This is a genomic window from Burkholderia sp. BCC0419, from assembly GCF_902830285.1.
Taxonomy (GTDB): domain Bacteria; phylum Pseudomonadota; class Gammaproteobacteria; order Burkholderiales; family Burkholderiaceae; genus Burkholderia.
In genome coordinates this window covers 2,204,077-2,228,615 of record NZ_CADESR010000001.1, presented here as the reverse complement: position 1 = coordinate 2,228,615, position 24,539 = coordinate 2,204,077, and the positions used below count along the sequence as shown (strand labels likewise).

Sequence of the window (24,539 nt, the reverse complement as noted above, 5' to 3'; positions counted from 1 at the left end):
GGCACCCATGTCTGATATTTCATACACGTCCTCCCGATCGCCCGACAGTGCGCAGCGCGCGCCGAGCCGTCTCGGGGATGTCCTGTTCGGCGGCCTTGCACGGCTCGCCGCGATCGTGACCCTGCTGCTGCTGGGCGGGATCATCGTTTCCCTGATCATTGCGTCGATGCCGACCATCCAGAAGTTCGGCCTCGGCTTCCTGTGGCAATCCGAGTGGGATCCCAACTCGGACATCTACGGCGCACTCGTGCCCATCTACGGCACCATCGTGACGTCGATCATTGCGCTCGTCATCGCGGTGCCCGTCAGTTTCGGCATCGCACTGTTCCTCACCGAGCTGTCGCCCGTGTGGCTGCGCCGCCCGCTCGGCATCGCGATCGAACTGCTCGCGGCGATTCCGTCGATCGTGTACGGCATGTGGGGGCTGCTCGTGTTCGCGCCGATCTTCGCCGAGTACTTCCAGAAACCGCTCGGCCGCCTGCTCAAGGACGTGTGGGTGCTCGGCCCGTTGACGTCCGGCGCGCCGATCGGCATCGGCATCCTCGCGGCCGGCGTGATCCTCGCGATCATGATCATCCCGTACATCGCATCGGTGATGCGCGACGTGTTCGAGGTCACGCCGGTGCTGCTGAAGGAATCGGCCTACGGAATCGGCTGCACGACCTGGGAAGTGATGTGGAAGGTCGTGCTGCCCTATACGAAGACCGGCGTGATCGGCGGCGTGATGCTCGGCCTCGGCCGCGCGCTCGGCGAGACGATGGCCGTGACCTTCGTGATCGGCAACACCAACCTGCTCGACAGCGTGTCGCTGTTCGCGCCGGGCAACAGCATCACGTCGGCGCTCGCGAACGAATTCGCGGAAGCGCAGCCGGGCCTGCATACGTCCGCGCTGATGGAGCTCGGCCTGATCCTGTTCGTGATCACCTTCATCGTGCTGTCCATCTCCAAACTGCTGCTGCTTCGTCTCGAGAAGGGAGAGGGCAAGAAATGAGCGAGCCCATCATGAATTTCCCGGGGCCGGACGGCGCCGTGCTCGACGCGATGCGCAACCGCCTGCAGCGCAAGCGCAAGGCCGTCAACGCGATCGCGCTCGCCGCGGCGCTCGGCGCGATGGCGTTCGGCCTGCTGTGGCTCGTGTGGATTCTCTACACGACGATCCACCTCGGTGTCGGCGGCCTGTCGCTGCAGCTGTTCACGGAATCGACGCCGGCACCGAACACGGAAGGCGGCGGTCTCGCGAACGCGATCGTCGGCAGCCTGCTGCTGTGCGGCTTCGGCACGCTGGTCGGCACGCCGATCGGCATCCTCGCGGGCGTCTATCTCGCCGAATACGGCCAGAAGAACCTGCTGGCCAGCACGATCCGCTTCATCAACGACATCCTGCTGTCCGCGCCGTCGATCGTCATCGGCCTGTTCGTGTACGCGATCGTCGTCGCGAAGTCGGGGCGCTTCTCGGGCTGGGCCGGCGTGATCGCGCTCGCGCTGCTGCAGATCCCGATCGTGATCCGCACGACCGAGAACATGCTGAAGCTCGTGCCGAATGCGCTGCGCGAAGCGGCCTTCGCGCTCGGCACGCCGAAGTGGCGCATGGTGCTGAAGATCACGCTGCGCGCGTCGATCGGCGGGATCACGACGGGCGTGCTGCTCGCGGTTGCGCGGATTGCCGGCGAAACGGCGCCGCTGCTGTTCACCGCGCTGTCGAACCAGTTCTTCTCGTGGGACATGAGCCAGCCGATGGCGAACCTGCCGGTCACGATCTACAAGTTCGCGATGAGCCCGTTCGCGGAATGGCAGTCGCTCGCATGGGCGGGCGTGTTCCTGATTACGCTCGGGGTGCTCGGACTGAACGTCCTGGCGCGCTCGATCTTCTCGAAAAAGTAACGGCGGAGCGATCCGATGAATATGGCAGAAAGCCACCTGAATCCCGTCGAGCGCACCGCTGCGCCCGCCGGCACGCAAGACGCGGCGCACGGCCGTCCGCTCGCGCCGCTGAACGCGAAGATCGAGGTCAACAACCTCAACTTCTTCTACAACAAGTTCCACGCGCTGAAGAACATCAACCTGCGCATTCCCGAAGGGAAGGTGACGGCGTTCATCGGCCCGTCGGGCTGCGGCAAGTCGACGCTCTTGCGCACGTTCAACAAGATGTTCGCGCTCTATCCGGAGCAGCGCGCCGAAGGCGAAATCCTGATGGACGGCGAGAACCTGCTGACGACGAAGCGCGACATCTCGCTGCTGCGCGCGCGGATCGGCATGGTGTTCCAGAAGCCGACCCCGTTCCCGATGTCGATCTACGACAACATCGCGTTCGGCGTGAAGATGTTCGAAAAGCTCACGCGTTCGGAAATGGACGACCGCGTCGAGTGGGCGCTCACGAAGGCCGCGCTGTGGAACGAAGTGAAGGACAAGCTGGGCCAGAGCGGCTACGGGCTGTCGGGCGGCCAGCAGCAGCGTCTGTGCATCGCGCGCGGCATCGCGATCCGTCCGGAAGTGCTGCTGCTCGACGAACCGTGCTCGGCGCTCGACCCGATCTCGACGGGCCGCATCGAAGAGCTGATCGCGGAGCTGAAGAGCGACTACACGGTCGTGATCGTCACGCACAACATGCAGCAGGCCGCACGCTGCTCGGATTACACGGCCTACATGTACCTGGGCGAGCTGATCGAGTTCGGCGAGACCGAAAAGATCTTCATCAAGCCGGTGCGCAAGGAAACGGAAGACTACATCACCGGCCGCTTCGGCTGATGACGGAGAACAACAGTCATGTCGGATAAACATCTGTCGAGCCAGTTCGACGCGGACCTGAATGCCGTGTCGTCGAAAGTGCTGGAAATGGGCGGACTCGTGGAGTCGCAGATCGTCGGCGCGATGCACGCGCTGAACGAATTCGATCGCGATGCGGCCGAGAAGGTGATCACGGCCGAGGAAACGCTGAACGCGATGGAAGTGGACATCGACCAGGAGTGCGGCAACATCATCGCGCGGAGGCAGCCTGCCGCGCGCGACCTGCGTCTTTTGATGTCGATTTCGAAAACGATTACGAACCTCGAACGCGCCGGCGACGAGGCCGAGAAGATCGCGAAGCGCGTGCGCCGCCTGGTCGACGAGCCGGCCGCGCGTGCGGTCAACATCGCCGAGATCAAGGTGTCGGGCGAGATGGCCGTGACGATCCTGCGCCGCGCGCTCGACGCGTTCGCGCGTCTCGATACGGTGGCCGCCGCGCAGATCGTCAAGGACGACAAGGAGATCGACATGGAATTCCGCGCATTCGTGCGCAAGCTCGTGTCGTACATGCAGGAAGATCCGCGCACGATCTCGGTCGGCCTCGATTACCTGTTCATCGCGAAAGCGATCGAACGGATCGGCGACCACGCGAAGAACATCGCCGAATTCATCATCTACATCGTGAAGGGCACCGACGTGCGGCACCAGCCGCGCGACACGCTCGATCGCGAAGCCAACAGTTAATCGACTCCATATAGGAAGAATAGAGGTGCCGATGCCCAGCAACATTCTCGTCGTTGAAGATGAGCCCGCGATTTCCGAACTGATCTCGGTGAATCTCCAGCACGCCGGTCATTGCCCGATCCGTGCGTACAACGCCGAACAGGCGCAGAACCTGATCAGCGACGTGCTGCCCGATCTCGTGCTGCTCGACTGGATGCTGCCGGGCAAGTCCGGTATCGCGTTCGCGCGCGACCTGCGCAACAACGAACGGACCAAACACATCCCGATCATCATGCTCACCGCCCGCGGCGACGAGCAGGACAAGGTGCTCGGCCTCGAGATCGGCGCGGACGACTACGTGACGAAGCCGTTCTCGCCGAAGGAACTGATGGCGCGCATCAAGGCCGTGCTGCGCCGCCGCGCGCCGCAGCTGACCGAGGACGTCGTGTCGATCAACGGGCTGCGCCTCGACCCGGCCACGCATCGCGTCGCCGCGCACGGGGACGGCAGCGAGATCAAGCTCGATCTCGGCCCGACCGAATTCCGTCTGCTGCATTTCTTCATGACGCATCCCGAGCGCGTGCACAGCCGCACGCAACTGCTCGACCAGGTGTGGGGCGACCATGTGTTCGTCGAGGAGCGTACCGTCGACGTGCACATCAAACGATTGCGCGCGGCCTTGAAACCGGCCGGCTGCGATGCGATGATCGAAACCGTGCGCGGCAGCGGCTACCGCCTGGCCAAGCACGCGTAACGTATTCGGGCATGCCGCGTGCCGCGGCATGCCGTTCATTCTTTCGGACGCTGAATCATGAACATCATCTGGGCGCGCTTTCTAGTGTCGCTCGTGCTGCTCGTGCTGATCGGCGTATTGGTCGGCGTCTTCGCCGGCCCGATCGCGGGCCTCGTGTTCGTGGTCGTGATGCTGGTCGCGCAGGGCTTTTTCAGCACCTTCCATACGCAGCGTCTGTGGCGCCTGCTCGATGCACCGGTCTACGGCGAAGTGCCGAGTGCGCCGGGCATCTGGGGCGAGATCTACTATCGGCTGCACAAGCTCGCGAAGCAGTGGCATGCGCAGGTGCGACAGGTCGAACAGCAGCACTCGCGCTTCATCCAGGCGATCCAGGCATCGCCGAACGGCGTCGCGATGCTCGACGACCACGACCAGATCGAGTGGTGCAACGCGATCGCCGAAGTCCATTTCGGCCTCGATGCGAAGCGCGACCTGCGCCAGCACATCACGAACCTGGTGCGTCATCCCGATTTCGTCCGCTACCTGAATGCGCAGCATTACGACGAGACGCTGTTGATGCGCGGCATGGGCGACTCGCGGCAGAACGTGCTGGCCGTGCAGGTGTTTCCGTACGGCGAGAACCGCAAGCTGCTGCTCACCCAGGACATCACCGAGCTCGAGCGCACCGACGCGATGCGGCGCGACTTCGTCGCGAACGTGTCGCACGAGTTGAAGACGCCGCTCACCGTGCTGTCGGGCTTCCTCGAGACGATGCGCGAGCTGCCGCTGAACGAGGAGGATCGCGCGCGCTATCTCGACATGATGGAGCAGCAGGCGTCGCGGATGCGGCACATCGTGACCGACCTGCTGGTGCTCGCGAAGCTGGAAGGCGAGAGTAAGCCGCCGGTCGATCACGCGATCGACATGCGTGCGGTGTTCGATCATCTGAAGGAAGATGCGCAGACGCTGTCGAGCGGGCATCACGACATCGCGTTTTCGATCGACGAGACGCTCGGTGTCACGGGGGCGCAGACGGAGCTGTTCAGCGCGTTCGCGAATCTCGTCACGAACGCGATCCGCTATACGCCGGACGGCGGCAAGATCGTCGTGTCGTGGCGGCGCGAAGGTGCGCAGGGCGTGTTTTCCGTCACGGACAGCGGCTTCGGGATTCCGGCCGCCGACCTGCCGCGGCTCACCGAGCGCTTCTATCGCGTCGATCGCAGCCGTTCGCGCGATACGGGCGGCACGGGCCTCGGGCTCGCGATCGTCAAGCACGTGCTGCAGCGGCACGACGCGCATCTGTACGTGCAGAGCGAGGAAGGGCGCGGCAGTACGTTCACTGCGCGATTCCCGGGTTCGCGCATCATCGCGATCCGGCCGGCCGCTTACGAAGCCTGATCGCGTCGCGGCCCGGCGTTAAAAAAGCAGCCCGCGGGCTGCTTTTTTCATGGTGAAGCGGCGCGCGACCCGCATCGCGCCGACGGCTCACGAGCAGAACTTCGCGAGCAACCCGAGCTGCGCGTTGCGGCTCGTCTTGCCGGTGCGGCGCCGGCGATAGTGGCCGTCGCTTTGCATCAGCCACGCCGACTGGTTGTCGCCGAGGCACACCGACAGCCCTTCGGCGATCACGCGGCGCTTGAGCTTGCGCTCGCGGATCGGGAACGCGACTTCGACGCGGCGGAACAGGTTGCGGTCCATCCAGTCGGCGCTCGACAGATAGACGTCTTCGGCGCCGCCCGCGTGGAAATAGTAGATGCGGTGGTGTTCGAGGAAGCGGCCGACGATCGAGCGCACCGTGATGTTGTCCGACAGCCCCGGCACGCCGGGCTTCAGCGCGCAGACGCCGCGCACGATCAGGTCGACCTTGACGCCGGCCTGCGACGCTTCGTACAGCGCGGCGATCACCGACGGTTCCAGCAGCGCGTTCATTTTCGCGACGATGCGCGCGCGCTTGCCGGCCTGCGCATTGTCGATCTCCGCGCGGATCGAATCGATGATGCGCGGATGCAGCGTGAACGGCGACTGCCACAGCTCGTGCAGCGTCAGTTCGCCGCCGATTCCGGTCAGTTGCTGGAATACGTGATGAACGTCCTCGCAGATCTTCTGGTCGGCCGTCATCAGCCCGAAGTCGGTGTAGAGGCGCGCGGTGCGCGGATGGTAGTTGCCGGTGCCGAGGTGCACGTAGCGGCGCAGCGACGCCTTGCCGGCCTGCACGACGCGCCGCACGATCAGCATCATCTTCGCGTGGCACTTGTGGCCGACCACGCCGTATACGACATGCGCGCCGACGGCTTCGAGCTGCGACGCCCAGTTGATGTTGGTTTCCTCGTCGAAGCGCGCGAGCAACTCGACGACGACGGTCACTTCCTTGCCGTTGCGCGCGGCTTCCATCAGCGCGTCCATCAGCGGCGAGTCGGTGCCGGTGCGGTAGATCGTCTGCTTGATCGCGACGACGCTTGGGTCTCTCGCGGCCTGCTGCAGCAGTTCGAGCACGGGCTGGAAGCTTTCGTACGGGTGGTGCAGCAGGATGTCGCCGTTGTCGATTGCGTCGAACATCGTCGGCGCGTTGGCGATGGCGGCAGGGGTCGATGCGGTGAACGGCGTGAACTTCAGGTCGGGGCGGTCGACGAGATCGGGAATCTGCATCAGGCGCACGAGGTTCACGGACCCGTCCACGCGATAGCAGTCCTTGTCGCTGAGTTCGCTTTCCTCGAGCAGGCGTCGCACGATGTGCAGCGGCGTGTCCGCCGACACTTCGAGGCGCACCGCGTTGCCGAGGTGGCGCGCGGGCAGTTCGCCCTGCAGCGCGACACGCAGGTTCGTGATTTCGTCTTCGTCGACGAACAGCTCGCTGTTGCGCGTGATGCGGAACTGGTTGCAGCTCTTCACGACGAGTTGCGGAAAGAGTTCGCCGACGAAGCGCTGCATGAACGAGCTCAGCAGCACGAAGCCGTGCTCGAAACCCGACAGCGCATGCGGCATGCGCACCACGCGCGGCAGCGCGCGCGGCGCCTGCACGATGCCCATCACGGCCTGGCGGCCGAACGCGTCGCGGCCTTCGAGCTCGACGACGAAGTTCAGGCTCTTGTTCAGCACGCGCGGGAACGGGTGGGCGGGATCGAGGCCGATCGGCGTCAGCACGGGCAGCAGCTCGTCGAGGAAGTAGCGGCGCGCCCATTCGAGCTGCTCGTCGTTCCACGCGTCGCTCGCGTGGAAGTAGATGCCTTCCTGTTCGAGCGCCGGCAGCACGGTTTCGTGCAGCATCGTGTACTGTCGATGGACGAGCCGTTGCGCGCGTTCGACGACGAGATCGTAAGCGTGCTGTAACGACATGCCGTCGGGCGTCAGCGCGCCGGGGTTGTCGCGGATCTGCTCCTGCAGGCCGGCCATCCGGACTTCGAAGAACTCGTCGAGGTTGCTGCTGGTGATGCAGATGAAGCGCAGGCGCTCGAGCAACGGGACTTGCGGATCGGCCGCCTGGGCCAGCACGCGCTCGTTGAAACCGAGGATGCCGAGTTCACGATTGAGAAGCGGATAACGGACGGACATCGGCAGAGTAGGGGGTAATTCAGGCGATGATTCGAAAGGACGCTCGGAAACTCTCACGGTACGATGACGTGCTGATGACAATCATGGTTTTATATCGGGAAATTCTACGCCGGAACCCTTTCGTCGCATAAATGTTTCGGCTATATGGAATCGAGTAGTCTGCATGCCCGTGAAGCGTGGCAACGGCAAGCGTTCCACGCTTAAAATGTCGCCTTTGATTGATCGCCCGCGGTGGCCGGAACGGCTGCTGCGGAAGAACGCGCACGGAGCCCCCTTCTGATGGTTACAACTCCCCACTTGCTGGCTGCCGTGGATCTCGGCTCGAACAGCTTCCGGCTGATCGTCGGGCGCGTCGAGGAAACGCCGGCCGGCAGCCAGATCTATCCCGTCGACGCGCTGCGCGAGCCGGTTCGGCTGGCTGCGGGCCTGTCGAGCGACAAGATGCTCGATCGCGCGTCGCAGGAGCGTGGCTGGGAGGCGCTCAAGCGGTTCGGCGAGCGCCTGCGCGATTTCCATCCCGATCATGTGCGCGCGGTGGCGACCAACACGCTGCGCGTCGCGAAGAACGCCGCCGAATTCCTCGGCGAGGCCGAGGCGGCGCTCGGTTTCCCGATCGAAGTGATCGCGGGCCGCGAAGAGGCGCGCCTCATCTATGCGGGCGCCGCGCACTCGGTGCCGGCGAGCGCCGGCAAGCGGCTCGTCGTCGATATCGGCGGCGGCTCGACCGAATTCATCATCGGCTCGCACTACACGCCGATCGTGATGGAGAGCCTCTATATCGGCTGCGTGAGCCATAGCCGCACCTTCTTTCCGGCCGGCAACGTCGACGAATACACGATGCGGCAGGCCGAACTCGCGGCCAAGCGCGAGATCCAGATCATTTCGAGCGAGTACAAGAAGGCCGGCTGGGACCAGGCGATCGGTTCGTCCGGCACCGCGCGCGCGCTCGCGGAACTCGTCGAGGCGAACGGCTTCAACGATCCGGGCATCACGCACGGCATTTCGCGCGGCGGCCTCGAGCGGCTGAAGCGTGCGCTGATCAAGTCGGAGAACGTCAACCGGCTGAAGCTGATCGCGCTGAAACCCGACCGCGTGCCGGTGCTCGCGGGCGGCCTCGCGATCATGCTGGCGGTGTTCGAGGAACTGGGGGTCGACTACGTCGATACGACCGACGGCGCGCTGCGCCTCGGCGTGCTGTACGACCTGCTCGGCCGGACGCAGCACGAGGACATGCGTGCGGTGACCGTCGAGGGGTTCACGCGCCGCTACGGCGTCGATCGTGCGCAGGCCGAGCGGATCGGTGCGCTCGCGGTGCGTTTCTACGACGAGCTCGAGGAAGACGACGAGGAAGCGCGCGAGGAAGGGCGGATGTTCCTCGGCTGGGCGGCCGCGTTGCACGAGATCGGCCTGTCGATCTCGCACAGCGCGTATCACAAGCATTCGGCCTATATCGCGAGTAACGCGGACATGCCGGGTTTCTCGCGCACCGACCAGGCGCGGCTCGCCGCGCTCGTGCTCGGTCATGCAGGCAAGCTCGGCAAGCTGTCGCAGGCGCGCGAGGTCGAATGGCCGCTGCTGTTCTGCCTGCGGCTCGCGGCGCTGCTATGCCGGCGCCGGACCGATGCGGGGCTGCCCGACATCTCCGTTTCGCAGATGAAGAAGGGCGGGTATGAGGTGCGTCTGCCTAACGCCTGGGTCGAGCAGAACCCGTTGACCGACTACAGCCTCAGCCAGGAGGCGGCGGAGTGGGAGAAGGTCGGTATCCCGTATCGCGTGGTTTATACCGGCGCGTGACAGGGCGATAGCGGGGCCCGGAGGGTGTTCCGGGCTGCGGGGGATGTGCCGCGCTGGCGGCACCCGTCGGACGCCGCGCCGTACGATCGTTACGGGCCGCGCAACGCGGGTGCTGACGGTCGGCTCAATCCGACGAGCAAACGATCGCGGTCAGGAACGGGAACGCCTGTTTGACGGTTGCGTCGCTGCCGGCCTTGCGCACGGCTTCCTCGACCGCGCTCTTCGTGCCGCGCACGACGACACCGTAGGCCCAGTCGCCGATCGGCTTGCCGTCGCCCGGACGGAAGATCGGGTCATTCGCCTGGTAGCCGAGCACGACGTAGACGCCGAAGCCGTACGCCGTCAGCGAGCGGTTCGTGCGGAACGCATTGACCGAATTCGATTCGACGTGCATCGGCTCCGACTGGATGTCGCCGGCCGCGAGCAGCGGCGCGACGAACTTGTGGCCGGTCGAATGGCAATCGAGCGCGTCGTCGAGCGCTTTCGCCGACGCGGTGCCGGCGGTGGCGAGCACGAGCAGCGACGCGCAGAGGGCTGGCTTGAGAATGTTGTTTTTCATGCGCGGTTGCAGGTTGTTCACACGTATTATCGCGTGTTCGAGCAAGTTCCGTGCGCGGGCTGCGGTAGAGATCGATGCATGGTCGCGTCGACACCCCGGTTGATCCCTGCAATGGACCGAATCGCGGCGAGCCGGGATTCAGGGCGGGCGGCTCAAGAGCCCGTAAACGGAAAAGGGGCTACGGTGCTTGACCGTAACTCCTTGATTCCTTTGATCGGAGCGATAGGATTCGAACCTGCGACCCTCTGATCCCCAATCGGGTCCCGTTACTTTCAACGTCGATGGTAATCGGTTTAAATCATAAGTCATTGATTTTGTGTGAAATTTAAGCTCATTGAGATTTTGCGATCCGACCCGCTACGCTATATGTTGTAGCAAAACGGTGGCAACGATGAGCGAAAACGAGAAGAAGCAGCGTGCAGGCAAGGATGGCCGAGGTAGTGGTTGTTAATTTGCCGTCGCGCTCAGGAAGCAGAGGCGTCACGTTTTTTGCGTCTCTCGAAGAAGGCGTTCATGAACTGTGTTGGCTCGCCTGTCTCAAATGAGTCTCGAAATGACTGAATGCTGACTTCGACGCTTGCCGAAAGCGGTAACTCATCCCATTGGTTCAACAGTGCCTTCTGCGTCCGCAGCACGCATGCACTCGAATCGACGAGCTTTGCCACCAATTCGTCAACGGCCATATCAAGTTGCGAAGCATTGACCACTTGCTCGACCAACCCCCATTTGAGCGCCTGCTTCGCATCGATACTATCGGCAACCAGCATCAGCCAGCTTGCGCGACCGCGCCCCATGAGACGAGGCAGCAGGGCGGCGTGAATGACGGACGGGATGCCCATACGTACTTCAGGCATGGCGAAGTTTGCATTGGAACCCGCAACGCGGATGTCACACGAAGCAGCGACTTCCAGCCCGCCACCGAGGCACCATCCCTGGATACGTGCAACGACAGGCGTCGGAAATGCCCGGATGGCATCGCACAGCGCTTTCAAACGACAGATAAACGCCTCCGCTTCGGCAGCCTCCAACCGGGCCATCTCTTTGAGGTCGGCGCCTCCGATAAATGAATTTTCGCCGTTGCTGGCCAGCACCAGCACCTTCAGCGACTCGTCCTTCGCAAGTTCATTGAGCGTTTTGATCAGGCCATCCATAACCGGAGACGACAGAATGTTCGCCTTGCCTGCGTTGGCGATTGTGAGAGTTGCAACGCCTCGGTCGTCCCGAGTCAACGTAGAGAATTCGTTCATAGATGTGAGGTGAAACTCAGGTATCAAACAGTGCGAACCACGCCTTGCGCCTCGAGTTGTTCAATGTCGGCAGGCGATAGCTCGAGCGTCGTCAGAACTGCGTGCGTGTCTTCGCCGAGCAGGGGGGGCGCTTTGCTCCCGGAAACATCGACCATGGCGACCGGATTGCGCACGGTCGGGACGCTGACGCCCTGGTGATGCGTGAGCGTCTGCGCCATCTTTCGGTACTTCGTCTGCGGACTGGCGAATACCTGCTCAAGCGTATTGATAGGTCCCCAAGGGATGCCATTCGCATCGAATGCGTCACCCCACTCGTGCTGGGTACGACCCAGGAGCGCTTCGCCCACGGCCTCACGCAGCGAGGCGCGATTTTTTAGCCTGTCCTCGTTGGTCACATAGCGCGAATCGGCCACCATTTCCGGTCGTCCGGCTACCTTGCAGAAACGGGCGAACTGTTGGTCATTACCTACTGCGAGGACGATGTATCCGTCTGCGCACGGAAAGATTTCATACGGGGCGAGATTGGCATGGGCGTTGCCCAATCGCTTCGGTGATTGGCCGGATATGAGATACGAGAGGTTATTGTTCGCGTTGATCGCGATTGCAACATCTGACAACGCGAGGTCGATATGCTGACCTGTTCCAGTCTGCGTCCGCTGGAACAGGGCACCGAGCACTGCGACAGTGCCGTACATGCCAGTGCTGACATCGATAATAGATGCGCCGACACGAACAGGCCCCGCTCCTGGTTCGCCCTCCGGCCAGCCGGTGTAGCTCAGAAGCCCACCGGCACCTTGGAAGACGTAGTCGTAGCCGGGGCGACCGGCCATCGGTCCTTCTTGCCCGAAGCCCGTAATCGACAAATAGATGACGCGAGGATTTAACGCACTGAGCGTCTCATAGTCAAGTCCGTACTTCGCAAGTGAGCCGGACTTGAAGTTCTCAACGACGATATCCGCCTTCGACGCAAGGTGACGTACGATGGCGGCACCTTGCGCCTTAGAAAAATCTATGGCAACGGACTTCTTTCCGCGATTGCAACTCGCGAAGTACGCGGAAAGACGCGTTTCATCACCGGGAAAATCGAGGTAGTGCGGCCCCCATTCGCGCGTGTCGTCGCCACCATCGGGATTTTCCACCTTGATGATGTCCGCACCCATGTCGGCCAGATTCTGCGTACACCAAGGCCCCGCCAGAATACGTGAGAGGTCGAGGACCTTTACGCCTTTGAGCGCACCGTCAAGCATTGTGTCGTCTCCCATTTCATCGCTTCAAGTAGCGTCGCAGTATAGGAGGCGATCTTCTCTGAGCACGAGTCGAATGATTCGAACAATGCGTTAGGCGCTGTCTAATCCGCAGCGTCTCCTTGTCGTGGTTCCTTGAGATATTCAACAAACTCCCGAACGAATTCCGGCAGAGCATCGAAGTCAATTGCAATCACACTCTGCTTGCGCTTCGCCCACGCCTCGGTCAGCTGTATGCCGGCGACTCGCCCTGCCTGAATGGCGCGCACGGCGACACTTCGAGGCACGATGGAGACACCGACATTCTCTTCAACGAGGCGCAACACCACAGGAAAACTATGGACGTTGACCCGGACCTTCAGGCTGCGTCCAAGGCGGTCGGCCATTTGGGTAAGGAACTGAGTGTTGCTGCTGCGCTTGCTCAGCGTGATGAAGTCGGCATCCAGAGCCTCTTCGAAAGAAAGTCGCGAACGCGAGCTGAGGACATGGGGTACCGGAGTGACCAGGATGAGCTCATCTTCTCCATACCCCATGGAGGAAAGCTTGTCGGTCATCACGTCGCCAGCGAGAAGACCAATGTCTGCGCTCTTGTCTGTAACGGCCCGCACTATGTCTGCGCTTAGTCGCTCTTCCAACTCGACGTTGATGTTCGGATGGGTGCCAAGGTAACGGCTAAGCGCCGAGGTGAGACCTTCCATGCATGAGCTGTTTGCCACCATCTTGATGTGGCCTTTTACGCCGTTGCCGAATTTCGCGACATCGCCCTGCATGTGCTGAATAGCCGACAGGACGGTCCGAACATGCGAGAGCAGAACCCGTCCTGCAGGGGTCAGAGACATTCCTTTCGGACTACGTATAAACAAATCCGCGCCGATGGCCTGCTCCAGATTTTTCAATCGATAGCTTGCCGATGGTGCTGAGATATGTATGACAGAGGCGCCTGCAGACAGGCTTTCTGACTCCGCCACGGCGAGGAACAGCTTCAGGTCCGTCAGTTCGTATCTCATTTGGTCTTCCTCTTGTGACTGCGGGACGCAGCGTTAGACAGATACGAAGGCACCTTTCGAAACATTCGACTATCGCCTGCGCGAACGCGCTTTCTATACTCCACCATCCGTACGAGCCGTCGGTTGCAGCTAAGTTCGCGCGGTTCACTCCCAACCCTTAGATACTCTCGGACGCGATGGAGACACACGAAAACATCAGCCCACAAACGTATTATCTAGCGGAGCAGCGATTTTTCGAAGACTTTCGAGTCGGAGAGCGGTTCGCACTTCCATCGCGCACACTAACCGATGCCCTTTTCGCGGCATTCCAACTTGCCAGCGGCGACAACCATCCGGTTCACTACGACGTGGAGTATTGTCGCGCCCGCGGCATGCCTGGGATGCTGGCACATGGATTCCAGGTCGTCATTCAGACTGCAGCCGGCGCTGGTCTCTTTCCGCACATGATCGAGCATTCTCTGATGGGATTTATCGAACAGAACAGCAAGTTTCTGAAGCCGGTCTTCATGGGCGACACACTCTACAGCGCGCTCGAAGTCAGCGAACTGCTCGAACAACGCACAACTGGCGTTCTGACAATGTCGTCGACCGTGGTGAATCAACGCGGCGAAAAGGTACTTGAGGGGATGCAGCGCTATCTGCTCCGCAAGCATCCTACCAAGAACAACTGAGCCCTCTCGCTCAAGACCATATCCAGGAGACAAGCTTGAATCAAGCCACCATCAGTGACGGTGCGGAAGACTCGCGCCTTGAAGCGAGAGGAGTCGTCTTTGTTGACGAGGCAGCGCTTTTCCGAAAGATCGCGCTCCGCCTAATACCGTTTCTGCTGCTCGCCTACGTACTGTGCTACATCGACCGTTCGAACGTCAGCTTCGCTTATCTAAGGTTCAAGGCCGATGTCGGACTCACCGATGCTTCGTATGGTCTTGGTGCCGGCATTTTCTATCTTGGGTACGTCATTTTCGAGGTGCCGAGCAACATGTTGCTCGAGAAGCTCGGCGCTCGAGCCGCTCTGTTGCGCATCATGGTCGTGTGGGGCATTGTGTCGGCCTGTACGGCATTTGTGAGCACGCCGACGCAGTTCTACATCGTGCGTATTCTTCTGGGTGCCGCCGAAGCTGGTTTCTTCCCCGGCCTGATTCTTTACCTCAGCTACTGGTTTCCGGCGAGCCGTCGGGCAGGTGCGACTTCGATGCTGATGGTTAGCCTCTGTGTGGCCGGTATTGTCGGTGGCCCGCTATCGGGCGGCATCATGCAGTTTTTTGGAGACGAGTATCTCCTCAAGTCATGGCAGTGGATGTTCCTCATCGAAGGATTGCCTGCGTTGGTGATGGGCGTGGCAGCATTTTTCTATCTGGACGATAGTCCTGAAGACGCGCGCTGGTTAAATCAAAACGAGAAGCACTACCTTCGCGAACTGCTGAACCACGAGCAAGCTGGCAAGCAGCACATGCATGGCACCAGAGCCGTGTTCGCCAAACTACTGCGTGACCCCCGTATTTATCTCCTGTCGCTCGCTTACTTCTTCAGCCCCTGGGCACTGAGCGTGCTTAACTTCTGGGGGCCTGCCATCATCAGGCAGTCCGGCATTAGCAGTCCTCTCGTCATTGGCCTTCTGACAGTCATCCCGAACGTCGCAGGCGCGATTTCCATGATTACGGTGGGACGTCGGTCAGATCGCATGCAGGAGCGACGCTGGCACTTCATGGCAACTGTGTCGATTACTGCCATCGGCTCGTTGTTGCTCGCGGCTTTCCATAGCAGTTGGTTGCCGGCCATTGTCTTCCTCACCTTCGTCAGTATCGGGCAGTATGGCGCGTTCTCGGTCTTCTGGTCGATTCCGCCGACCTATCTCTCAAAGAGTACGGCGGCCATCGGCATCGCCATCATCAGCAGCCTAGGGCAGATTTCCGGCCTGCTGTCTTCATGGATGCTCGGGGTTCTGAAGGACTTGACGGGCAGTATGGTGACCGGACTCTACGTGGTTTCGATCATCCAGGTTACAACGGGTCTCATCGTTGTTCTCGCATTCCGCCGGCAGCTTCCGTGATGAGTGAAGTTCGGCAATGACTTTGAAGTGACCCTGAGCCAGGGTCACATTGACCACTGATGCCCTATTATCCCGTTTATCTTCGCTCAGTTGAGTTCGAGGACGATCTTGCCGAAGGCACCGCGATCGAGGTGATCGAGCGCCGCCGGAAGCTCCTCAAGGGTGTATTTTTTGTCGATCACGGGTATGAGACCGGTCCGGTCGACTGCGGCGACCAGATCCTCCAGCGCCCGGCGATGGCCGACGCCGATCCCCTGGATGGTTGGGGATTTGAGCAGCAGAGGGTGGGCCAAGGCCGAGACCTCGAACCCGTCGAGCGTTCCGACCATTGCGATATGGCCGTGTATCGCCACTGCCTGGACCGCCTTGCCGAGATGCGCGCCGCCAATCACCTCCAGGACATGATCGACGCCGCGGTCGCCGGTGAGCCGCCAGACGACCTCGACCCAATCCTCCGCATTGCGGTTGATGCTCACGCCGTCAAGACGGTGTCGGCTCCACGCTTACTGAACGACTGCGGTAGCGAATACTAAGAAATGGAAACAAAGCAGGCGTTGCCTCTACGCCAGCATGTCCGAACCCGGCGCTCAGTATTCTGTTCAAGATAGACCGATTAGTATACATTCTCTGCACGCTGCGCGCTTAATCTGGCGAGCGCGTTTCATCGGCTGCTTGCCGATGGACATGGGCGTCGATAAGTCCAAGCTGAGGCAGGACTTTTTCGCGATCAACTTCGTTGTGTGCGATATCGCCGACATCGAAATAATTGCCGTGAAGATGAAATCGAATAACGGGTGATCCAGCGGAAACCATCGATGCACCGAATGCGCTTCGTATTTTTGCTTGGCTTGCTGAGTGCGCTGGCTTGCGGCTCTATCGCCCAAGCGCAGACCGCCTGTCCTCCGGGGATGGTTCCGTATGGCACGGCGCAGGACCAAAGCGTGTGCGGCGCGGATCCGAACGCGCAACAGCAATACCCTGGACAGAGCTCGGCGCCCTCCGTCCGGTGGGCTTCCAGCTGGCAGGCGCTTGCGACAGACACGCCTAAGGGCATCCTCGGAGCCTCGAAAGACCAGCCCGACAGGGCGCTGGCCGAAGTGGCTGCTCTGAGGGATTGCCGCCTCAAGGGCGGCACTGACTGCACACTGCAGATTTCCTATGGAAACGGCTGTGTGGCGATGGTGGTCGGCGATCGAGCCATGAACATGAATGGCAGTATCACGGAGGACGATGCCGCGCAGAAGGGATTGAAGATGTGCCGTGCCGCAGGAGATTCAAATTGCCACGTTTACTACTCCGCCTGCAGTCTTCCTCAACGTATCCAATAGCGTGGGCGACTTCATCTACTATGCGTGCCATCCGAACGTTTTCCTTGCTGGCGACACTTCTGGGCGCTGCATCGCTCAGCGATGCACAAGTCGCGTGTCCGCCGGGTTGGATCCCCTATAGCGCGGGTTGATGTGGCCGGGATTCGGGCGGCCAAGAGCAAGGCGCATCTCCACCTCAACGCCAGATGAGTTGGATCTCCCGCTGGGGGGCAATCTCCACCGACGGTAAGGTGGGCGCTCTGGGCACATCTACCGATCTGGACAGCCAGCGACAGGCTGAGCGCGCCGCGCTTTCGCAATGCAAGGCGCAAGGTGGTACGCAGTGCGAGGTTGACCTCTCGTACGCGAATGGCTGCGCGGTCATGTCTGTTGGAGAAAACACGCACAACTCGAACTACGGGGCTTCGATCGACGAGGCCACAGCCAAGGCCATGAAAGTCTGCAACGCGAACGACAGGAACTGCCGCGTTTTCTATTCGGGTTGCAGTCTTCCCAGGCCGGTGCAGTAAGACTCCTTCCGAGGAGGCGGCACATGCGAACACGATTACGCAGACTGATTGCAGCGGCGCTCCCGAATAAAGAAAAAGGGGTTACACGCTTTTGGCATGTAACCCCTTGATTCCTTTGGTCGGAGCGATAGGATTCGAACCTACGACCCTCTGATCCCAAATCAGATGCGCTACCAGGCTGCGCTACGCTCCGACGAGCCAAAGATAATAACGTTGAATGACCGGCTCGGTCAATCACGATATGCGGGTAAATGCCGCGGCCGCGAAGCGGTCGCGATTTGCGACAATTCCCGTGACGATCGGCCGACCCGCACGCACGCACGCATGCGCGCGGTCGCCCGTCGACGCAAGGAGAACATCATGATGAACCTGATCCTGTGGCGCCACGCCGAAGCCGAAGATTACGCGACGAGCGATCTCGCGCGCCAGCTGACCGTGCGCGGCCGCAAGGACGCGCAGGCGATGGCCAAATGGCTGCGCGGCCGGCTCGAGACGAATGCCGTGATCCTCGCGAGCCCGGCGGCGCGCACCGTACAGACCGTCGAGGCGCTGACCGACCAGTACCGCACCATCGACGCGCTCGCCCCGGGCGGCAGCGTCGACGACGTGCTGGCGGCGGCCGGCTGGCCGGAAGGCGTCGCGCCGACGGTCGTGATCGTCGGCCACCAGCCGACGCTCGGCAGCGTTGCCGCGCAACTGATCGCCGGCGACGACGACAGCTGGAGCATCAAGAAGGGCGGAATCGTGTGGCTGGCGAGCCGCACGCGCGACGGCAGCCGGCAGGCCGTGCTGCGGGCCGTCCTGACGCCCGAACTGGTGTGAAGCCCGCCTGAATTGGTTTGTAGGGATTGATCATACGGTTTCGCGAGCTTTCTGCTAAAGTCAATTCGGCGACACGTCATTGAAAGGACACGGTCGTGCCACATAACGGTCACGGCCGATTACTACATTGGCGGGCATGTCGCCCTATTCCTTACGACCAGGAAAGCCTAATGCGAGAACTGCCGACGCCTACGCTCCCTTTTGCCTCGCTGCCCCTCGACACGTCGCGGCGCCACTTGCCGCGCGCCAGTGAAACCGTCACATCGGAGTATCGCCTGCGCGCCGCATGGGCGCGTACGGAAGACGAATTGCGCGAAGCCCAGCGCCTGCGCTACAGCGTGTTCGCCGAAGAGATGGGCGCGCAGGTCAGCGGCCCTTCCGGTCTCGACGTCGATCCGTTCGACGCGTATTGCGACCACCTGCTGGTCCGCGATCTCGACACGCTGAAAGTCGTCGGCACGTACCGCGTGCTGCCGCCGCACCAGGCGGCGCGTGTCGGCCGCCTGTACGCCGAAGGCGAATTCGACCTGTCGCGCCTCACGCACCTGCGCGGCAAGATGGTCGAGGTCGGCCGCTCGTGCGTGCACAGCGACTACCGCAGCGGCGCCGTCATCATGGCGCTGTGGGGCGGCCTCGGCGCGTACATGATGCAGAACGGCTACGAGACGATGCTCGGCTGCGCGAGCGTGTCGATGGCCGACGGCGGCCACTACGCGGCGAACCTGTACCAGTCGCTGTCGGCAGGCTCGCTGACGGCGCCCGAGTATCGCGCGTTTCCGCACACGGCGCTGCCGGTCGACGAACTGCAGACGGGCACCGTCGTCGCGCCGCCGCCGCTGATCAAGGGCTACCTGCGTCTCGGTGCGAAGATTTGCGGCGCGCCGGCCTGGGATCCCGACTTCAACTGCGCGGATTTCCTGACGCTGTTCCGCCTGTCGGACATCAACGTGCGCTACGCTCGCCACTTCCTGGGCTAAGCGGTCCGCATCGCGTCGCGCCCACCGGGTGCGACGCGCGCAAGCCAACGCCGTCGCGCGGTAGCTGCCGCGCGACGGCGTTCGTATATCCGGTTCAGGTGTGACGTATCAGGCCCTGATAATTTCAGCGATACGCAGCTATCGCCGTGCCGCGGGGCGGCACGTTCGCGATGGCCCCGGGGAGGGCCGACGGCCGCGGCGCGCTCAGTGCTTGCGCCGCCAGTCGAGCAGGTGGTGCTCCGCCATCCAGTGGTGGATCATCCCTTCGCCTTCGTGGTTGCGCTTGTATTCGCGCGACTCGAAGTACGACAGTGCGACCAGCACCATCAGACCGATGACCAGGCCGATCAGGCCCGCAATTTCCTCAGACGACATGGCAGCCTCCTTTCAACGGCACAGCGCCATGCGTACATAGTAGGACATGCGCGGCGCAACCCTGAAACCGGATTTCCGCTAGACTCGACGCGGTCCCGGCGTGCGATGGGCGCGCCGTCTTCCGGAGCCTTCCCTGATGACCCGTTTCATGCTGGCCGTGCTGGCCGCATCCCTTCTTGCTGCCTGCACCAGCGATCCCCGCCAGGCGCGCCGCGGCCACCCGCCGGAAGATCCGGCCGACTATCGCGGCGTGCCGACCGACATGACGCCGCCGTCGATGCTCGACGCGCCGTCGCCGAAACCGGTGCAGTAACGGTCGCTCGGGCCCGCTGTCACGCGCGGGCCGCCGACGCGGCCTGCGGGTCGGCGCCAATGCGCCGCAACAGCGCCGGCAGGTAGCGCGCGAGCGTCGCGCCGCGCGCCGCCATGAACAGCAGCAGCGCGAACCAGAGGCCGTGATTGCCGAACGTGCCGACGGCGGCGAGGGTGGCCACGATGAAGATCGACAACGAAACGACCATCGCGCGCATCAGCGATTGCGTCTGCGTCGCGCCGATGAACACGCCGTCGAGCAGGAAGCCCCAGACCGACACGATCGGCGAGATCGCGGCCCACGGCAGGTAACGCAACGCGACGGCGCGGATCTCGGCCTGGTCGGTCAGGCGCGCGACGATCCAGCCGCCCGCCGCCCAGTAAACGAGCGCGAACAGCAGCGCGCCGAGTGCCGACCAGAACAGCGTGACGCGCACGGCTTGCCTGAATGTGCGGCGGTCGCGCGCGCCGGCCGCCGCGCCGACGAGCGCCTCGGCCGCATGCGCGAAGCCGTCGAGGCCATACGCCATGAAGGTCTGGAAATTCAGCAGCAGCGCATTCGCGGCGAGCGTCGCGTCGCCTTGTTTCGCGCCGAGATGCGCGAACCACCCGAAGGCGCCGAGCAGGCACAGTGTGCGCAGGAAGATGTCGCGATTGAGCACGATCAGCCGCTTGAGCGCGACGCGGTCGGCAAGCGCGCGTACGGCGAGCGGTGCAAGGCCGCGCGGCCGCAGCCGCCACAGCATCCACGCGCCGAGCGCGAAGCCGCATGCGTCCGCGGTGGCGGTCGCGGCGCCGATGCCGGCGATGCCCCAGCCGAAACCGTACACATAGAGCAGCACGGCGCCGATGTTCACCGCGTTGATGAACACCTGCGCGACGAGCGCGAGCCGGACGCGCTGCACGCCGAGCAGGTAGCCGAGCACCACGTAGTTCGCGAGCGCGAACGGGGCGCTCCAGATCCGTGAGTGGCTGTAGGCGAGCGCCGTCGCGCGGACGGCATCGCTGCCGCCGAGCGCGGACAGCGCGAACGACAGCAGCGGCACCTGCAATGCAAGCACCACGGCGCCGAGCGCGAACGCGACGATCAGCGCGCGCAGCAGGTTCAGGCGGATCCCGATGGAGTCGCCGGCGCCATGTGCCTGCGCGACGAGGCCGGTCGTCCCCATCCGCAGGAAGCCGAAGCCCCAGAACACGAAATTGAAGAACAGCCCGCCGAGCGCGACGCCGCCGAGATATTGCGCCCCGTCGAGGTGGCCGGCGACGGCCGTGTCGACGGCGCCGAGGATCGGCTGGGTCAGGTTCGCGACGACGATCGGGAATGCGAGTGCGAGGACGCGCCGATGCGTGACGGTGGCCGCAGCGCCGCCGGCCCCGTGCGGTAAGGCGGATTCGGACATGGCGGACGCGTCAGGCGCGTTCCTGCACGCAGACCCACGGCGAGACGACGACCGCCCACAGCTCCGGATTGCGCGCCGCGTAGTCGGCGGCGGTCTCGGCCGGCATGCGCGCGACGAGGCCGGACGACAGCCAGCGCGTGACCTGTTCGGCATCGTCGCTGGCGACCGCTTCCGCGACGCTGACGAGATCGAGGTCGCGCGCAACCGACAGCAGCTTGCCCTGTGCGAAGAAGCGCTCGAGATCGCACCAGTCGATCTTGGCGGTCTCGCCGAGGAGTTTGGTGTAGAGCGGGCTGTGCGACGCGCCCGCGGCGGCGTGTTGATCAGAGGACATCGGTTTCTTGGAAAAGCTGCGTGGCGCCACTATAAACCATCCGGCCGGGCGGGCCGAGCGGGGGCGGGCCGCTCACGCGTCGCGCAGCGCGCGGCGCACGATCTTGCCGGTCGCGGTCATCGGCAGGCTGTCGACGAACGCGATCGCGCGCGGATACTCATGCGCGGCGAGCCGCGTGCGCACGTGCGCCTGCAGCGCGCTGATGAGGGCATCGTCGCCGACGTGGCCGGGGTTCAGCACCACGAACGCCTTGACGATCTCGGTGCGCGTCGCGTCGGGCACGCCGACGACGGCCGCCATCCGCACCGCAGGATGCGTGAGCAGGCAGTCCTCGATCGGACCCGGGCCGATCCGGTAGCCGGCGCTCGTGATCACGTCGTCGTCGCGGCCGACGAAGCGCACGAAACCGTCGGCGTCGATCGTGCCCGTATCGCCGGTGAGCAGGTAGTCGCCCGCGAACTTGTCGCGCGTCGCGCCGGGGTTGCGCCAGTATTCGAGAAACATCACCGGATCGGGGCGGCGCACCGCGATACGGCCTTCGACGCCGGGCGGCAGCGGCGTGCCGTCCGCATCGACGATCGCGACCGCATGACCGGGCACGGCCTTGCCGATCGCGCCGGGCTGCGCATCGAACAGCGCCGCGCACGACGACAGCACCATGTTGCACTCGGTTTGCCCGTAGAACTCGTTGATCGTCACGCCGAGCGCGTCGCGGCCCCACGCCGTCAGTTCGGTGCCGAGCGATTCGCCGCCGCTCGCGACCGATTTCAGCGACAGCGCGTAGCGCTCGCGCGGCGCCGCGACGGCGTGCATCAGCTTCAGCGCGGTGGGCGGCAGGAACGCGTGGGTGACGCCGTGCCGCGCCATCAGCGCGAACGCCGCGTCGCCGTCGAATTTCTCGAAGCGGCGCGCGAGCACCGGCACGCCGTGATGCCATGACGGCAGCAGCACGTCGAGCAGCCCGCCGATCCATGCCCAGTCGGCGGGCGTCCAGAACAGGCGCGCGTCGCGCGGGAAGCACTGCTGCGACATCTCGACGCCCGGCAGGTGGCCGAGCAGCACGCGATGCGCGTGCAGTGCGCCTTTCGGCTTGCCCGTCGTGCCGGACGTATAGATGATCACGGCCGGATCGTCGGCGGCCGTATCGGCCGGCACGAACTCCGGCGCTTCTGCGGCGAGCGCCGCGTCGTAGCGCAGCACGCCCGGTGAGTCGGGCGCATCGTCGCCGATGCAGTAGACGGTATGCAGCGCCGGCAGTAGTTGTGCGCGCAGCGGCGCGATCTTCGCGTAGCCGGCCGCGTCGGTGACGAGCGCGGCGGCCTCGCTGTTCGCGAGCCGGTACTCGAGCGCATCGACGCCGAACAGCGTGAAGAGCGGCACCGCGATCGCGCCGAACTTGTACGCGGCGAGATGGGCGATCGCCGTTTCGGGGCCCTGCGCGAGAAAGATGCCGATCCGGTCGCCGCGCCGCAGGCCGGCGCGCGCAAAGCTGTTCGCGAGCCGGTTAGAAGCATTCTTCAGGTCGTCGAACGTGATGCGGGAGACGTCGCCTTGTGCCGTTTCGTGGATCAGCGCGAGGCGCCCGCTGCCGTCGGCCCATTTGTCGCACACGTCCACGCCGATGTTGTAGCGCGCCGGAATGTCCCAGCGGAAGCGGGAGAGGAGGTGATCGTAGCGGTCGGCGGCGGGCAGCATCGCATGGTCTCCCGGGTGTGGGCATGGCGTCGGGTGAACGGCTTACATCAGGATTTCACGCAGACGAATCCACAATGGTGTGTGTTGATAGGGAATGTTCGGACTCGTCCAATAGCCACGGCTCAGTGCACGATTCCACAATGACGCATAAGATCAAGACAAAACAGTGGTGTGACCATGGATTTGCTTCTGATAGCTGCGGGGTTCAGCCTGATCGGAATCGGTGTGCTGGTGGCGTTTGCTCGTCATGTCGATCCGTTGTCCGGCCGTTTCACCGGACGTCTGCGCAAGCGCTGACTCGATTTTTTCCGTTTTCGCCACGACGGCACGCGATGCGCGCCGGCGTCGCATGCCGTCTGTCGTGCGCTCAGCGCGCCGGCAGGTAGCGTGACGGATCGATCGAGCGGCCGCCGTAGCGCAGCTCGAAATGCAGCGCGACACGATCGCTGTCGCTGTTGCCCATCTCGGCGATCGATTGCCCTTGCGTGACCGACTGGCCTTCCTTCACCAGCAGCGCGCGGTTGTGCGCGTAGGCGGTCAGATAATCGGCGTTGTGCTTCAGGATGATCAGGTTGCCGTAGCCGCGCAGCCCGTTACCGGCATAGACCACGACACCCGGCGCGGCCGCGATCACCGGCGTGCCCGGCGAATTCGCGATGTCGATGCCCTTCGATTTCGAGCCGTCGAACGTGCGCACCACGTTGCCGGCCGCCGGCCAGATCAGCGCAATGCTCGTGGCCGGCTTCACGGCCGATTCGACCGGCGCGGAAGGGGTCGGGCGCGCGCGGCCGGCGCTGCCGGTGCCGGTGGTCGACGGCGTCGATGCGGTGGCCGTGCCGGGCGGCGGCGCGACGCGCAGCACCTGGCCGACTTCGATCGCATCGGGGTTCGTCATCTGGTTCCAGCGCACGATGCTCTGTACCGACGTGCGGTTGTCGCGCGCGATCTTGTAAAGCGTGTCGCCACGCTCGACGCGATAGAACCCGGGGCCGACGGGCGCGGAGCCGCACGCGACGAGCAGGGCGGCGCAGGCGGCTGCGAAGAGTCGCTTCGTTGTTGTTCCGAACATTGAACCTCGCAAGACCCTGCCGCGCGTGACGCGGCAGGCAACACAAAACGTCCGATTTTAACGGGTTCGACCCGTGCACCGCAGTTTC

The 24,539-nt window shown here is 63.4% G+C and carries 24 protein-coding genes and 1 tRNA gene; 13 read left to right on the top strand and 12 right to left on the bottom strand.

Annotated elements, in window-relative coordinates:
- Window positions 1–7: 7 nt before the first annotated feature.
- Genes pstC through phoR form a run of 6 tightly spaced genes read left to right on the top strand, consistent with a single transcriptional unit; the run spans window position 8 to window position 5,578 of the window.
- Complete coding sequence (gene pstC / locus HWW87_RS09900) at window positions 8–991, top strand: phosphate ABC transporter permease PstC (RefSeq protein ID WP_175820139.1); 984 nt, start codon at window positions 8–10, stop codon at window positions 989–991.
- Entirely contained in the window at window positions 988–1,881 is an 894-nt protein-coding gene (gene pstA, locus HWW87_RS09895) for a phosphate ABC transporter permease PstA (RefSeq protein ID WP_175820138.1), read from the top strand. The genes pstC and pstA overlap by 4 nt, the downstream gene beginning before the upstream one ends.
- Window positions 1,882–1,896: 15 nt before the next feature.
- Window positions 1,897–2,745, top strand: coding sequence for a phosphate ABC transporter ATP-binding protein PstB (gene pstB / locus HWW87_RS09890; protein WP_006490515.1), 849 nt, complete (start codon window positions 1,897–1,899; stop codon window positions 2,743–2,745).
- Between the two features lie 18 nt (window positions 2,746–2,763).
- On the top strand, window positions 2,764–3,468 hold the full coding sequence (phoU, locus tag HWW87_RS09885; RefSeq protein WP_006758671.1) for a phosphate signaling complex protein PhoU: 705 nt from the start codon (window positions 2,764–2,766) through the stop codon (window positions 3,466–3,468).
- A gap of 31 nt (window positions 3,469–3,499) precedes the next feature.
- A complete protein-coding gene (gene phoB / locus HWW87_RS09880; protein WP_006750313.1) occupies window positions 3,500–4,201 on the top strand; it encodes a phosphate regulon transcriptional regulator PhoB in 702 nt (233 codons plus the stop codon).
- Window positions 4,202–4,258: 57 nt separating this feature from the next.
- The gene (gene phoR / locus HWW87_RS09875) at window positions 4,259–5,578 is read left to right on the top strand and encodes a phosphate regulon sensor histidine kinase PhoR (protein ID WP_175820137.1); all 1,320 of its coding nucleotides are present in this window, start codon (window positions 4,259–4,261) and stop codon (window positions 5,576–5,578) included.
- Between the two features lie 87 nt (window positions 5,579–5,665).
- On the opposite strand, the gene ppk1 is transcribed toward phoR, so the two are convergent.
- Window positions 5,666–7,729 (bottom strand): polyphosphate kinase 1, encoded by a 2,064-nt coding sequence (gene ppk1, locus HWW87_RS09870; RefSeq protein WP_175820136.1) that lies wholly within the window; start codon window positions 7,727–7,729, stop codon window positions 5,666–5,668.
- A gap of 279 nt (window positions 7,730–8,008) precedes the next feature.
- Between ppk1 and ppx the strand changes: the two genes are divergently transcribed.
- Complete coding sequence (gene ppx / locus HWW87_RS09865; RefSeq protein WP_175820135.1) at window positions 8,009–9,523, top strand: exopolyphosphatase; 1,515 nt, start codon at window positions 8,009–8,011, stop codon at window positions 9,521–9,523.
- A gap of 124 nt (window positions 9,524–9,647) precedes the next feature.
- On the opposite strand, the gene HWW87_RS09860 is transcribed toward ppx, so the two are convergent.
- The 4 genes from HWW87_RS09860 to HWW87_RS09845 all read right to left on the bottom strand — a co-directional run bounded on the left by HWW87_RS09860 (window position 9,648) and on the right by HWW87_RS09845 (window position 13,580).
- On the bottom strand, window positions 9,648–10,082 hold the full coding sequence (locus HWW87_RS09860) for a hypothetical protein (RefSeq protein ID WP_175820134.1): 435 nt from the start codon (window positions 10,080–10,082) through the stop codon (window positions 9,648–9,650).
- A 464-nt stretch (window positions 10,083–10,546) separates the two neighbouring features.
- A complete protein-coding gene (locus HWW87_RS09855) occupies window positions 10,547–11,329 on the bottom strand; it encodes an enoyl-CoA hydratase (protein ID WP_175820133.1) in 783 nt (260 codons plus the stop codon).
- A gap of 23 nt (window positions 11,330–11,352) precedes the next feature.
- On the bottom strand, window positions 11,353–12,576 hold the full coding sequence (locus HWW87_RS09850) for a CaiB/BaiF CoA-transferase family protein (RefSeq protein WP_175820132.1): 1,224 nt from the start codon (window positions 12,574–12,576) through the stop codon (window positions 11,353–11,355).
- Between the two features lie 101 nt (window positions 12,577–12,677).
- Window positions 12,678–13,580 (bottom strand): LysR family transcriptional regulator, encoded by a 903-nt coding sequence (locus HWW87_RS09845; protein WP_175820131.1) that lies wholly within the window; start codon window positions 13,578–13,580, stop codon window positions 12,678–12,680.
- Between the two features lie 176 nt (window positions 13,581–13,756).
- Here HWW87_RS09845 and HWW87_RS09840 point away from each other — a divergent pair, with 176 nt between their 5' ends.
- Together HWW87_RS09840 and HWW87_RS09835 are read left to right on the top strand one after the other, a co-directional pair.
- Window positions 13,757–14,251, top strand: coding sequence for a MaoC family dehydratase (locus HWW87_RS09840; protein ID WP_175820130.1), 495 nt, complete (start codon window positions 13,757–13,759; stop codon window positions 14,249–14,251).
- Window positions 14,252–14,286: 35 nt separating this feature from the next.
- Complete coding sequence (locus HWW87_RS09835) at window positions 14,287–15,630, top strand: MFS transporter (RefSeq protein WP_244107173.1); 1,344 nt, start codon at window positions 14,287–14,289, stop codon at window positions 15,628–15,630.
- 86 nt (window positions 15,631–15,716) lie between these two features.
- On the opposite strand, the gene HWW87_RS09830 is transcribed toward HWW87_RS09835, so the two are convergent.
- A complete protein-coding gene (locus HWW87_RS09830; RefSeq protein ID WP_175820129.1) occupies window positions 15,717–16,106 on the bottom strand; it encodes a zinc-binding dehydrogenase in 390 nt (129 codons plus the stop codon).
- A gap of 348 nt (window positions 16,107–16,454) precedes the next feature.
- On the opposite strand from HWW87_RS09830, the gene HWW87_RS09825 reads away from it, so the two are divergent.
- On the top strand, window positions 16,455–16,958 hold the full coding sequence (locus HWW87_RS09825) for a DUF4189 domain-containing protein (protein ID WP_175820128.1): 504 nt from the start codon (window positions 16,455–16,457) through the stop codon (window positions 16,956–16,958).
- A 625-nt stretch (window positions 16,959–17,583) separates the two neighbouring features.
- Here HWW87_RS09825 and HWW87_RS09815 read toward each other — a convergent pair.
- Window positions 17,584–17,660, bottom strand: a tRNA-Pro gene (locus tag HWW87_RS09815).
- Between the two features lie 167 nt (window positions 17,661–17,827).
- On the opposite strand from HWW87_RS09815, the gene sixA reads away from it, so the two are divergent.
- Both sixA and HWW87_RS09805 read left to right on the top strand, forming a co-directional pair.
- Window positions 17,828–18,289 carry a phosphohistidine phosphatase SixA gene (sixA, locus tag HWW87_RS09810; RefSeq protein WP_175820126.1) on the top strand — a complete coding sequence of 154 codons (462 nt, stop codon included), beginning with the start codon at window positions 17,828–17,830 and terminating at the stop codon, window positions 18,287–18,289.
- 170 nt (window positions 18,290–18,459) lie between these two features.
- A complete protein-coding gene (locus HWW87_RS09805; protein WP_175820125.1) occupies window positions 18,460–19,266 on the top strand; it encodes a GNAT family N-acyltransferase in 807 nt (268 codons plus the stop codon).
- A 204-nt stretch (window positions 19,267–19,470) separates the two neighbouring features.
- Here HWW87_RS09805 and HWW87_RS09800 read toward each other — a convergent pair whose 3' ends face one another.
- Window positions 19,471–19,641: a hypothetical protein gene (locus HWW87_RS09800; protein ID WP_174433383.1), complete on the bottom strand. Its 171-nt coding sequence runs from the start codon at window positions 19,639–19,641 to the stop codon at window positions 19,471–19,473.
- A 136-nt stretch (window positions 19,642–19,777) separates the two neighbouring features.
- Between HWW87_RS09800 and HWW87_RS09795 the strand changes: the two genes are divergently transcribed.
- Window positions 19,778–19,954 carry a hypothetical protein gene (locus tag HWW87_RS09795; protein ID WP_175820124.1) on the top strand — a complete coding sequence of 59 codons (177 nt, stop codon included), beginning with the start codon at window positions 19,778–19,780 and terminating at the stop codon, window positions 19,952–19,954.
- Between the two features lie 19 nt (window positions 19,955–19,973).
- On the opposite strand, the gene HWW87_RS09790 is transcribed toward HWW87_RS09795, so the two are convergent.
- The 4 genes from HWW87_RS09790 to HWW87_RS09775 form a co-directional block, all read right to left on the bottom strand.
- Entirely contained in the window at window positions 19,974–21,353 is a 1,380-nt protein-coding gene (locus HWW87_RS09790) for an MATE family efflux transporter (protein ID WP_175820123.1), read from the bottom strand.
- 10 nt (window positions 21,354–21,363) lie between these two features.
- Complete coding sequence (locus HWW87_RS09785) at window positions 21,364–21,687, bottom strand: DUF2288 domain-containing protein (protein WP_175820122.1); 324 nt, start codon at window positions 21,685–21,687, stop codon at window positions 21,364–21,366.
- Between the two features lie 72 nt (window positions 21,688–21,759).
- Window positions 21,760–23,382: an acyl-CoA synthetase gene (locus HWW87_RS09780; protein ID WP_175820121.1), complete on the bottom strand. Its 1,623-nt coding sequence runs from the start codon at window positions 23,380–23,382 to the stop codon at window positions 21,760–21,762.
- A gap of 367 nt (window positions 23,383–23,749) precedes the next feature.
- The gene (locus HWW87_RS09775; protein ID WP_175820120.1) at window positions 23,750–24,451 is read right to left on the bottom strand and encodes a peptidoglycan DD-metalloendopeptidase family protein; all 702 of its coding nucleotides are present in this window, start codon (window positions 24,449–24,451) and stop codon (window positions 23,750–23,752) included.
- Window positions 24,452–24,539 lie beyond the last annotated feature (88 nt).